We start from the raw sequence: 11,995 nt of genomic DNA, 5'->3' as shown, positions 1-11,995 counted from the left end.
TCCAAATCCATGAGTTAATGCCATATTATAACCTGTGTGCTCTATGACGTGGGCATGTTATTTACAGCTGTTGACTAGCATGAAAAAGTTGAAATTTATTGAATGTATGATCCATAATTCATTATTATACGTACAGGGTAGTCAAGAAGTTATTAACTCGATGGATAAGTAAAATGCGCGCTATTTTTTTAGGTTTACTGGTTTTATTGATTTCAGGATGTAGTAGTTTTTACCCTAATCAGTTGATTATGGGCAAGGTGTTTCCTACGGTTAGTGGTGAGACATTAGAACGAAATTTAGTCACTATCCCTAATGATTTTAACGGTAAGATGTCTCTTCTATTAATAGGCTATAAACAAGATTCACAATTTGATATCGATAGGTGGCTAATCGGGTTGGACATGACTGAAACGCGGCTAGATGTGTATGAACTACCTACTATACAGGGGGTATTTCCTCGAATGTTCAGCACCATGATTAATAATGGAATGCGATCAGGTATTCCCAAGTCTCTTTGGAAAGGTGTGATTACTATCTATGAGGATGGTGAAAAGGTTCAATTATATACTGGTAACGATAAACCTAATAATGCTAGAGTCGTTTTATTAGATGAAACAGGCACTGTATTGTATTTTTACGATAAAGGTTTTTCCTTAGCAGCGTTAAATAAACTAAGAGAAACCCTAAAATAGGGAGTATATAATCACCTTGCTTTGAATTACTGATTAATGACTTTTTAGAAAAACAGCCTCGTTTTTTACACAAGTAATTAATAATTAAGTATAAGGGCTCAGTAAATCTTGACCCTAGGCATTAACTCAATGGTCTTATTGTAGGATCAGTTTAGGATTTACATTTATGCATGAATATATATTTCTTTTACCCATTTTTATTTTTTTGTTGTTGGGTGTGATGAGTCCGGGGCCTAGCTTTATATTAGTAGCACATACGGCGATGAGAGGCTCTCGCTCAGAAGCAATAGCGGTTTCTGTCGGGATGGGGGTCGGGGCGGTCATTTTTGCGCTGATAGCATCAGTAGGTTTATTTGTTTTACTTGATAGTGCCCCTTGGCTTTATCTTGGATTAAAGGTGTTAGGCGGAGCTTACCTTTGCTTGTTAGCTGTTAGAATATGGAAGAACTCAACTGAACCTATGGTGGATAACTCTACCCAGGCTAAATCTAAGCGTGGCATAGCAAAAATGTTCCTCACCGGTTTAATTACTCAGTTAAGCAATCCCAAAACAGCGATTGTTTTTGGTAGTGCATTTGCTGCTTTCATGCCAAAAGACGTACCTGAGTATTCATATTATCTTATTAGCATCTCAGTTTTTATGATTGATTCAATTTGGTATATTTTGGTGGCGACTTTGTTGTCCACTTCAAAAGCTCAAAATACATACATAAAATTCAAAAAATACATTTGTAGAGCTTCGAGTGGATTGATGGGGGTCATGGGGATTAAATTGATCACGAGTTAATAATTTCCTATCATAAACATTAATTTACTGTTACTTATAGTGTTTGCATGCTAGGTATATTATTGGAGTTAACATGTCAGAGTATTTTGCTAAAATCAACTGGGTAAGAGGCAGTAATGAAAGTTATGTTGATAACAAATACAGCCGAGGACATGAATGGATTTTTGATGGCGGGGTAAGCGTTCAAGCTTCATCTTCGCCACATGTGGTTCCTTTACCTTATTCTGTCGAAGCTAATGTTGATCCCGAAGAAGCCTTTGTCGCATCACTATCAAGTTGCCACATGTTGTTCTTTTTATCTATTGCCGCTAAAAGACAATATATTGTTGATTCATATATAGATGATGCTATAGGGATAATGGAAAAAGACAATGATGACGTCATATCAATGACGTTAGTGACACTTAGGCCTAAAGTCAAATTCTCTGGTGATAGAAAACCAACAATAGAACAGCTTGAAAAAATGCACCATCAATCACATGAGCAGTGTTTTATCGCTAATTCAGTGAAAACTAAAATTGTGACTGAAATAGTGGTTTAATCATCATCGAAGAGTGACCTTAACTCATTTTCTAGTTTACTCTTCGTCATATTTTACATGCTATCGGACGTCTGATTACGTATTTGAATTTAATAAAGGCTGCTCTTTAATCCTATCGACAAAGAAGGATTTTAGTGCTTGCTTACTTTTGTCGTCTAATGATCGACCTTCTTTGTCTGAAACAAGAAATACATTATCAACTTGCTCACCTACGGTGGTTATTTTGGCGGAGTGAATGTTAAGTTCAAAAAGTCTAAAGCCATTACAGAAGTGACTCATAAATTGCGGGTTATCAAGTGCTGTTACGCTGATAAGTGTTCTATCTTTTTTACGAGAATATAAAAACTCTACTCTTGGTTCGCTAACGAATGAGCTGATATTACTGTTAAGTCTTTGTTTTGGTGTTTTTTTGTTGTTAAATAACACTTGTTCAAGTTTTTGTTTGATACGGGCACGTCGTCCTGAGGTTTTTATTGGCAGATGGTCATAATCTAATATTTTTAAAGATTCTACAACATATCCATCTTTAGTCTTGGAGATATTTGCTTGTTGAACAGAGATCTGTAGTGATGCTAAGGTATTAAATAGCGTCACAAACAGTCCCGGTTTGTCCTTCATGTAGACAAATAGCTCGCTGCATCCTTTAATACTACCTTCATCTAGCAAAATAAGTGCATGTTCAGCTGGATATAGAATCATGGCTTGAGAGTAACGAGCGATCTCTCTGGGTTGAGCATTACTGAAAAATGATAGTGGTAAGCGTTTCCAAAGCTGCTTTATGTTATCCGAGATTTCATTCATGTCCATCAGTTCTAAGGCTTCATTTTTGTGTTCACGGACGATCGTTCGCTGTTCTAGTACGTTTTCTAGACCATTACGCAGGGCGTAACTTATCGATATGTAAAGATCTCCGAGTAAGGTGGCCTTCCAGTCAGTCCATAGTTCATCATTTGTTGCTTTAATATCAGCAACGGTTAAACAGTATAAAGCATCAAGTCTGGTTTTAGTTCCTATGATTTTAGCGAGATTATGCACTTCTGAAGGGTCATATATATCTAATCGCTGGGAGGATAGAGATAACAATAAATGGTGTTTCACTAACCAAGTGATGACTTTAGCTTGTGAAGGTTTTAACTCATGAAATTGAGCAAATTGTAGCGCATCAACAGCGCCCAACTCACTGTGATCACCACCACGTCCTTTGCCTAAGTCATGGAATAAGGCTGCAAACAACAATGTCTCTTTATTTTCCATTACTTTGTAAATCGAATAAGCTTTTGTAAGAGAAGGATCTTCAGGTTTATTATTTAGTGAATATAAATTTTTTAGTAGCTTATGAGTATGCTCATCAACGGGGTAAACATGATACAGATCGAATTGCATCTGACCAACAATTTCGCGCCATTGTGGAAGGTATGACGCTAAGATCCCATGTTTATGCATTAAGGATAGGGCTAATCCCATGCCTTGAGGGTGGCGAAATAGGGCGACGAATTCTTTACGGCAGCGATGAAAGTCTTGCAGATCACCCAATAATCTACGCCTAACCTGTCGTATTAACCTAATTGTTAGTGGGGTAATACCATCAATGTCATTGCTGTTTTCTGCAATGTGGATAAAAAGAGCGATAAGTTGCCTACGATCAACAAAAACATCATCATGACATGCGTTAATCAGTCGATCATTTATTTCAAAATGTTCGTTTAACGGGATGGACTTCTTATCTGTTTGCGCAAGAATTTGATCTTTAAAATACTGCAATAGCATTTGATTCAGTTCGCTAATTCTCCTCATCGCACGGTATAACTGCCGCATCATTTTTTCGATAGCAATGTGACTGTTGTCTCCAAAACCCATGAGCCGTGCCACATCACTTTGTAAGCTAATCAGCAATCGGTTTTCTGCACGCTGTGCAGCTGCGTGTAATGCCCAACGTACGCGCCAGATAAAATGTTGTGACTCTAATAATTCTGAATATTCATCAGCGGTAAAGAAGCCAAATCTTCTTAAAGCGGCCATGTCTTTTGCAGCAAAATATTTACGGGTGACCCAAATTAGCGTTTGAATATCACGCATACCACCAGGGCTATTTTTTAGGTTTGGCTCTAGGCTAAAAGCACTACCTTGAGCCTTTTGGTGACGTTCATTTTGTTCACTGACTTTTGCTTTAAAGAAGTTTTCACTGTTCCAGAACGTATCCCCATAAAGTTTATCGAGCACTTGCTCAGCATGAGATTCAGAGCCGGTTAAATGGCGAATTTCAAATAATGATGTTGCTATGGTGATATCGTCTTTACAGGCTTTATTAATGTCATTTAGTGCGAAAACATGATGGCCGAGTTCTAAGCCTAAATCCCATAGTTGGGTAAAAAAGAAGCTAATTTGTGTCGATTGATGAGAACTCAGTTCTTGGGTAAATAAAACACACATATCAATGTCAGAGTGTAAATGCAATGTTTGTCGACCATACCCGCCGACGGCATTAAGAGAAATATCTTCGTTAGCGAGATCAGCACAATTCCAGAGGTGGATCAGTAAAGAGTCAAAAAAATCAGCGCGTAGCTTGACAATTTCCTTGATAGCAATATGGGTAAAATGATCATTAAGGTAGGCGTCAGCATCTTGGATGACTTTTTTATAATCTGCAATGCTCATTTTGGAATTAAATTGAGATGTTATATCAGAGGCTGACATGGGTCTCCGGTTTTTTGCTGGTTATTAAGATTTATGTGAATAAGAAAAGTCATTTTACAATGACCTAAACATAGACAAATAAGGTAAATGATCCAAGTGTAAATTACAAATCGACAACAGAATTTTTAAGTGGTTAGTCAATGAAAATACAGCAGAAACAACAGTTGAATATGCTATTTTTCAATTGTTTCTAAACTTTAAGCTAGTTACAGCGTTATAGGTCCGAATGTAAATGCGTATTCTTTTACTACTGACTGCCTTGAGCATGGATAAAGTAAAATAGTGACTTTAGCGTATTCAGAAGCCCCTCCCTATACAGATTTAATTCATTATAATACGTTCACTGATTCTGACCTCGTTGACAAAATCCTCATCGTGACTGACTAAGATGAATGCACCTTGATAAGCACTTAATGCAGCGGCGAGTATCTGTGTAGACTCAATATCTAAATGATTATCTGGTTCATCTAATAGTAATAAAGGCGAATCACTGATCTGGCTAATTATCAGCATTGATAATTTCATTTTTTCACCGCCACTTAAATGTCCCACTTGTCGATAGACAGAATCTTTCCTGAAACCAATCCTTGCAAGTAGAGTACGCGCATCACTTTCGGTCAGGTTTTTACTGCGTTTCATGAGGCTGTCTAATATTGCCCCTTCAACTTTAAGTAAGCCAAAGTGTTGATCTAGATATACCGTTTTCGTATTGTGTTTAATGACGCCACTATAGGGATTATCTTTATGATGGATTGTTTTTAATAAAGTAGATTTCCCACACCCATTGGCGCCACTTAAGTGGCATCGAGCCCCGTAGGATAAGCTAAAGGTAAGTGTTTTTTTAGTATGTTTATTAAGCCGATAATTTTCGATTGTTAGTAAGGTTTTTTTCTTCACTTGCTCAGGTGTTTGTAGATGAAAAGCTTGCGGTTGCAATATTTCTTGCATTGCTTGTAAAGCATGTAATTTATGTTGATTACGTGCTGACTGATTTTGTTGATTGGTGGCGAGTCTAGAGAGGCTTTGGCCTGCTTTATCTTTCATTGAACCCATTATGACCTTAGCTTGGCTGCCAGACTTTCTTATGCGATTACCTTGCACTTCACGTTGTTGGGACTTTTCTTTATTGGCTTGTGCTTGGCGTGCTATTTTCTTCTGTTGTGACTTTACATGAGATATTTGTCTATTCAGTGCATTAGCTTGATAACAAGAATGTGTTATATAGTCATCGTAATGCCCTTTGAATAAATCGAGTCCTAGACTTGTGAGTGAGTAAATATGATCAACATGCCTAAGTAAGTGTTTATCGTGACTTATCAAGAGTACTTTACCTTTATATTGTTGCAGCTGGCTTATTAACCAATGCTTCCCTTGAGTATCTAAGTGATTAGAAGGCTCATCAAGCAATAATATGTCGGAATTGGCTTGGAATAATTGATGCAACTGTAGCATCGCTAACTGGCCACCACTTAAAGTATGACAATAGTCATTTAAATCAACATCAATTTGAAGTGTGCGTAACGTGTGTTTTGTTTGAGTTTCTATATCCCAATCATCACCAATATCATCGAAATATTTCAGTTCACAGCGACCCTGCTCGAGAGCTCTCAATGCCAATAACTTATTGGTAATGCCTAAGAAGTCAGCAATACGTACGTCTTTTTCTAATAAATCAGCAGGCAGCTGTGAGTAATAAGCTATGTGACCTTGGCAAGTGACATGACCTTGAGTTGGAGCAAGTTTTCCGTTCAGTACTGAGATGAAGACTGACTTGCCCACTCCATTACGACCGATTAGCCCTGAGATGCCACTGTTTAAATTGAAGCATATGTTGTTAAATAGCCACTCTCCGGTATCGAGCTGGAATGACAGTTGATGTGTGATTAATGTAGGCATTAAGCCCCCTATTTTACTTAATAAAATATAAAGGGGCCGCATCTTTCTATCTTGCCAAGTTATTTGCCAACATGCTGTCACCAGTATGTTTCAGTAGCTTGGGTATGGAAAGATTGCCTAAGGCGTGACATTAGGTGCCGTTGCCGTATAAAGAGCGATAAACTCAATGTTACTGCGACAATTTGTGTCTTTTGCACATTAAGAAATGACAAAAGTAACGCCCACTAACCCCTGAATGTCCAAATGATTGATATAAATTGGATGTCAGGAAATTAGTTGTTCATTATGGCGTTAGCTCTGATTGATAAATTCAACTAATTATAATCATGAATACGGTGAGATCTCAAGAGAATCGTATTCATAGACTGAGGTATTTTGCCTACTTGAGTGATTTTATAATGGAAGGTGTGGTTTTTCCTACAGGATGGAAAGTATGAGAAGTTGTGGCGGTTAGCTAAGGGCTGCTGATACAGCTTAGGTTCAGTAAATGTCTTTATCATGAGCATAAAATTCTTTATCCTGAACGAAGACAGAAGTTAAAGGTATGAATATGGATGCGACGAAGAAGATAGAAACAATACTCGACGGTTTTGGAGAACAGATCGCTAACCTGCAGCTGCGTATTGAGTCTTTAGAGTTTGAACTGGCTAAAGCGAATAAAGCTTTGTTAGTAAATGATAATAAAGAGACTATAAAGTTGACTGAGGATGAGATTAAAATGATTTATTCTCAGTTTTAAATAAATGAGTCTAGCTAGAGTGAGTTTATTTGGCTAACGTCAACCAATCTTTCACCATTACTGTGGCTTACTTTCACTGAGCGATTTTCGTTTTTTTATGATTGCAGACTTGAGTACTGTTTAAATATACAGTATCTTAATTGGTAGAGATAACTCAGTGTAAGAAGTAAGCCATTACACTGCAACGATGAAAGCCATTAGTCAGTGAAAAAAATTATTCATATCGATATGGATTGTTATTTTGCCGCGGTAGAGATGCGTGATTTCCCCGAGTTAAGAGGCAAGCCGATTGCGGTGGGAGGACGTAGTGATCGCCGTGGTGTGATAAGCACGTGTAATTATGAGGCGCGCGCTTTTGGGGTGCGTTCGGCGATGGCTTCAGGCCATGCATTAACATTGTGCCCGCAGTTGGTATTAGTGCCTGGGCGAATGTCGGTTTATAAAAAGATATCGATTCAGATCCGTGACGTTTTTGCTCGCTATACCGATTTGATCGAACCTTTATCCTTGGACGAAGCCTATTTGGATGTGAGTGACAGTACTTTTTGTCAGGGATCGGCGACACGCATTGCTGAGGCAATACGCCAAGAGATATTCGAGCTAACAGGGCTGACGGCGTCAGCGGGGATTGCCCCGGTGAAATTTCTCGCCAAAGTGGCCTCAGATCTGAATAAACCCAATGGACAATATGTTATCACCCCAAAGATGATTAGCCCGTTTGTGCACACCTTGCCGTTGACTAAAATCCCTGGTGTTGGCAAGGTGACAGGCAAGAAGCTTGCTGATATTGATTTGATTACTTGTGGCGATTTACAGGGCTATCCGCAAAATGATTTGATTGCACGTTTTGGTAAGTTTGGCTCGATATTAATCGAGCGAGCTCAAGGTATCGATCTGCGGGAGATTATCAATCATAGAGAAAGAAAATCTGTGGGGGTCGAGACGACATTAGCGAAGGATATTTATACGTTAGCGCAATGCCGAGGCGTAATGCCGCAATTACTGCAAGAGCTTTCAATGCGCATTAATCGAAGTGCTAAAGAGAGGAAGATACATAAACAAGTGGTGAAGCTGAAGTTTAATGATTTTAAACAGACGACCATAGAACACAGAAGCGATGAAGTGTCGGTAAAACTTTTTTACGATCTGCTCACGCAAGCCTTGGCGCGTCAGCAGGGAAGAGGGATACGCTTATTGGGGGTCTCGGTAGGCTTAGCCAGTCAAGCCGATGCTCAAGAGTCCACAGAGCTAGCTGAGTCGCAAATGGACTTAGGGTTTTAGGCCAGGACTTAGCTATGAGTGAATAGATTGTAGGGTTTTAAAATAGACCTTAGGAGCTAACACCTAAGGTCTGGCAAACTTAAATTTTTTCTGGAATGCGCGCGAGAACAGCCAGTAACAGTTGATAATATTGCCCTACGGTTTCAATTAATACTTTCTCATCTGGGCTGTGTGGGTAACGTATGGTGGGGCCAATGGATACCATGTCCATTTCTGGATATGGCTTTTTGAATAGGCCGCATTCGAGACCTGCATGGATCACCATAATGACTGGCGCTTTGTTATAGATGTCATCATAGGTTTCACGCACAAGGGCCATAACAGGAGAGCTGTTGTCAGGCTTCCAACCGGGATAAGCACCGCTGAAAGAGACTTCAACGCCTGCAAGGTTAGTCAGAGCCGTTAATACACCTTCAACCTCTTCACGGCCAGAGTCGAGCAATGAACGAATTAAGCAAAGAATTTCAACACTTTCAGTTTTTGTGCTGATAACCCCCACATTCAGTGAGGTTTCGGTTACTCCTTCGACTTCATCACTCATGCGGATCACGCCATTTGGACAAGCATGAAGCAGATCGATCAACCTGTTTTGGGTGTCTTCGCTCATTACTTGAGTGGCGGCAGGGGCTTCAGTGAGCTCGAGTCGCATTTGTGGATCGGCGATGGCTAACTCTTGATTAATTAATGTTTGAAATTCAGCCATTAAGGTTTCTAGTTGAGGCACATTCTCGCCGGGTAGCATAAAGCTGACATTGGCTTCACGTGGTATCGCATTACGTAGCGATCCACCCGTTAACTGGGTTAACTCTATTGCCAATTCATCGGCGTGGTTGAATAGGAAACGGGCAAGCAGTTTATTGGCGTTACCGCGTCCAAGGTGAATGTTGACACCTGAGTGACCACCTTTTAAACCGGAAAGGGTGAGGGTATAAGTGGCGTTTGACTGCTCTGGAGATTGCCACACCATAGGCACACTGATTTGTGCATCAACGCCACCGGCGCAGCCCATGTAAATTTCACCTTCTTGCTCGGAATCGGTATTAATTAAGATTTCGGCATCTAAGTAACCTGCTTCAAGGCCAAAAGCGCCCGTCATGCCAGCTTCTTCATCTATGGTTAGCAAGACTTCAAGTGGTCCATGGGGGATATCATCTGAGCCAAGTACCGCTAATGCTGACGCCATGCCTATGCCGTTATCGGCCCCTAAGGTGGTGCCTGTTGCTTTAACCCAATCTCCCTCTATGTATGGGATGATGGGATCTTTTTCAAAATCATGGATTTTGTCTGAGTTTTTCTGGGGCACCATGTCAATATGGGCCTGCAGCACAACCACTTTACGATTTTCCATACCGGCCGTGGCTGGCTTTTTGATGATGAGATTGCCGACCTTGTCTTCAATGATATCGAGCTGTTTATCTTTAGCCCAAGCTTGAATATGTGCACTTAGGGCTTGTTCATGCTTCGAAGGATGTGGGATGGCACAAATTTGTTCAAACCACTGCCATAGGGCTTGAGGTTGTAATTGGCTTATTGCTGTCATTGGCGTTCTCCTTTTTATTATGGGGTTAGTCTATCACAGAGTGTGTTCTACTTTTTGTGACTGTTTGCACTTGATGACAACAGAAAAAATACAAGGTGTCATTGAAAGTTGCCAATGGACTGAATATCGACAAAGGGTATTGGCATTGAAGGAATTTGAGTGCATATTGAATACCAAACAACAGATAATAATCTTATATCCTCTTTTTATGATGGGGATTTAGGAAAACTTTACCAGCAGGAGAGAGGGGACATGGCTCAGGTTAATCTTATTGATGTACGCGATACAGATGCTATTTTTGAAGGCAGTGGCTGGGATGCTGTTGTGGTTGTAGCCACTGATATTACTCAAACGGGGTTGGATGAGATCACCTTGTTGGCTGAGCACGGTTCTAAAGTCGATAATCGAGTGGGGAAATCTGCCACCTTACTGTTTGCACCTGGGCTTGCGGGAGGACGTTTGATCTTGTCGCCGGTGTTAAACAGCCAAGACGATGTCGAGGATGTCAGAGTCTTTGCTGATGCTGCCAGAGCAGGAATTAAATTAGCCAGCCAGATAGGAGCTAAGCGGCCACTGTTATTGGTGGGTAAAGACAAGGACCCTAGATATGAATTTGGATGTGAGGTTGCCGCACTCGCCTGTGGTCAAGAGTTGTGGCAGGCACTTGAGGCGCGTGAAGCTAAAGGGGACAGTGCCACTTTTGAGGCGATAGGTTTATTGCATTCATCAGAGCTGAGCCAAAGTTTGAATGCCCTTGAAGCGGGGCGGGATCTGGCTAGAGATCTTTGCGGTACTGAGCCTGAGCGTATGTCAGCAGCGGCATTTACCGATCATTGTTTAGCAGCATACCAAGGCTCAGGCCTTAAAGTGGACGTGATCGAAGATAGAGACGTATTGGAGCGTGACTATCCGTTACTAAGTGCGGTAGGACGCTCATCTTTTGCTGTTGCTCGGCATCAACCACGGGTGGTTAAACTTGAATATGTTGGAGAGGGTGTAGTCGAACGTACTTACTTCTTTGCTGGCAAAGGAGTGATTTATGATACTGGCGGCGCTGATATTAAGGTGGCTGGTGGTATGGCGGGGATGAGTCGGGATAAAGGCGGCGCCGCTGCGGTAGCGGGCTTGATGAAAACCTTATCGATGCTGAAACCTAAAGGTATTCGTGTTGTCTCTGAACTCGGCTTAGTGCGTAATAGCATCGGCTGTGAAGCCTTTGTGACCGATGAGATAATTACCAGCCATGCAGGTGTACGCGTACGCATAGGTAACACGGATGCTGAAGGGCGCTTAGTGTTAGCCGATCTGTTGTCACATTTACGTATTAAGGCCGAGAAAGCGGTTAAGCCTGAACTTTTCTCTGTGGCGACATTAACCGGTCACGTCGTGCGCTGCTTTGGTGGGTATAGCGCGACGGTTGAAAACAGCGTCGCCAAGCAAGCAGGTGTGGCTGCCAATATTGCCCATCAGGGGCAAGCGTGGGGAGAGCCGATTGAACAGTCAGTACTGCGACGTGAAGATTATGCCAAAATAGTCGACCCATCGGGCGCGGCAGATATCATGTCTTCTAATAATGCACCTTCTTCAGTGACCGCTCGTGGACATCAATACCCAGCGGCTTTTTTATTGAGAGCCTCAGGTTTGAGTGATCATGGTATTCAATCGGCTAAACCTATGTGTTATACCCATATCGATATTGCTGGCAGCGCCACAGAAGGCCATCCACAATACGGTAAGCCAACTGCAACGCCGTTAGTGGGGTTATATCAGCATATGACTAACAAGTTATAATCAATTAAAGATTACATTAGTAGGTGAGCACTGA

General features: G+C 41.0%; 9 protein-coding genes. 6 read left to right on the top strand and 3 right to left on the bottom strand.

The annotated features are described in order from the left end of the window. The first annotated feature begins 173 nt into the window (after positions 1-173). From HQQ94_RS19000 to HQQ94_RS18990, 3 genes are all read left to right on the top strand, one after another. Positions 174-692 carry a hypothetical protein gene (locus HQQ94_RS19000; protein ID WP_173295895.1) on the top strand — a complete coding sequence of 173 codons (519 nt, stop codon included), beginning with the start codon at positions 174-176 and terminating at the stop codon, positions 690-692. Between the two features lie 166 nt (positions 693-858). Continuing rightward, positions 859-1,479: a LysE family translocator gene (locus tag HQQ94_RS18995; protein ID WP_173295894.1), complete on the top strand. Its 621-nt coding sequence runs from the start codon at positions 859-861 to the stop codon at positions 1,477-1,479. 73 nt (positions 1,480-1,552) lie between these two features. Then, positions 1,553-2,020 (top strand): OsmC family protein, encoded by a 468-nt coding sequence (locus HQQ94_RS18990; protein WP_173295893.1) that lies wholly within the window; start codon positions 1,553-1,555, stop codon positions 2,018-2,020. A 75-nt stretch (positions 2,021-2,095) separates the two neighbouring features. Here HQQ94_RS18990 and glnD read toward each other — a convergent pair whose 3' ends face one another. Together glnD and HQQ94_RS18980 are read right to left on the bottom strand one after the other, a co-directional pair. Next, positions 2,096-4,714, bottom strand: coding sequence for a [protein-PII] uridylyltransferase (gene glnD / locus HQQ94_RS18985; RefSeq protein WP_173295892.1), 2,619 nt, complete (start codon positions 4,712-4,714; stop codon positions 2,096-2,098). Between the two features lie 321 nt (positions 4,715-5,035). Next, positions 5,036-6,610 (bottom strand): ATP-binding cassette domain-containing protein, encoded by a 1,575-nt coding sequence (locus tag HQQ94_RS18980; protein WP_173295891.1) that lies wholly within the window; start codon positions 6,608-6,610, stop codon positions 5,036-5,038. Positions 6,611-7,160: 550 nt separating this feature from the next. Between HQQ94_RS18980 and HQQ94_RS18975 the strand changes: the two genes are divergently transcribed. Further along, the gene (locus HQQ94_RS18975; protein WP_173295890.1) at positions 7,161-7,349 is read left to right on the top strand and encodes a hypothetical protein; all 189 of its coding nucleotides are present in this window, start codon (positions 7,161-7,163) and stop codon (positions 7,347-7,349) included. Positions 7,350-7,553: 204 nt separating this feature from the next. Continuing rightward, complete coding sequence (dinB, locus tag HQQ94_RS18970) at positions 7,554-8,630, top strand: DNA polymerase IV (protein ID WP_173295889.1); 1,077 nt, start codon at positions 7,554-7,556, stop codon at positions 8,628-8,630. A gap of 79 nt (positions 8,631-8,709) precedes the next feature. Here the strand turns inward: dinB and HQQ94_RS18965 are convergent, their stop codons facing one another. Continuing rightward, positions 8,710-10,170 carry an aminoacyl-histidine dipeptidase gene (locus tag HQQ94_RS18965; protein WP_173295888.1) on the bottom strand — a complete coding sequence of 487 codons (1,461 nt, stop codon included), beginning with the start codon at positions 10,168-10,170 and terminating at the stop codon, positions 8,710-8,712. A gap of 252 nt (positions 10,171-10,422) precedes the next feature. Here HQQ94_RS18965 and HQQ94_RS18960 point away from each other — a divergent pair, with 252 nt between their 5' ends. Further along, positions 10,423-11,961, top strand: a complete 1,539-nt coding sequence (locus HQQ94_RS18960) for a leucyl aminopeptidase family protein (RefSeq protein WP_173296725.1) — start codon at positions 10,423-10,425, stop codon at positions 11,959-11,961. Positions 11,962-11,995 lie beyond the last annotated feature (34 nt).

The sequence above is a fragment of the Shewanella sp. VB17 genome, assembly GCF_013248905.1.
Taxonomy (GTDB): domain Bacteria; phylum Pseudomonadota; class Gammaproteobacteria; order Enterobacterales; family Shewanellaceae; genus Shewanella.
The sequence above is the reverse complement of the archived record's forward strand: the minus strand, read 5'-3'. Positions and strand labels throughout refer to the sequence as shown.

Coding starts and splice junctions, on each gene's coding strand:
- HQQ94_RS18980 (WP_173295891.1), bottom strand. CDS start 6,610: ATGCCTACATTAATCACACATCAACTGTCATTCCAGCTCGATACCGGA.
- HQQ94_RS18995 (WP_173295894.1), top strand. CDS start 859: ATGCATGAATATATATTTCTTTTACCCATTTTTATTTTTTTGTTGTTG.
- glnD (WP_173295892.1), bottom strand. CDS start 4,714: ATGTCAGCCTCTGATATAACATCTCAATTTAATTCCAAAATGAGCATT.
- HQQ94_RS18965 (WP_173295888.1), bottom strand. CDS start 10,170: ATGACAGCAATAAGCCAATTACAACCTCAAGCCCTATGGCAGTGGTTT.
- HQQ94_RS19000 (WP_173295895.1), top strand. CDS start 174: ATGCGCGCTATTTTTTTAGGTTTACTGGTTTTATTGATTTCAGGATGT.
- HQQ94_RS18990 (WP_173295893.1), top strand. CDS start 1,553: ATGTCAGAGTATTTTGCTAAAATCAACTGGGTAAGAGGCAGTAATGAA.
- HQQ94_RS18960 (WP_173296725.1), top strand. CDS start 10,423: ATGGCTCAGGTTAATCTTATTGATGTACGCGATACAGATGCTATTTTT.
- HQQ94_RS18975 (WP_173295890.1), top strand. CDS start 7,161: ATGGATGCGACGAAGAAGATAGAAACAATACTCGACGGTTTTGGAGAA.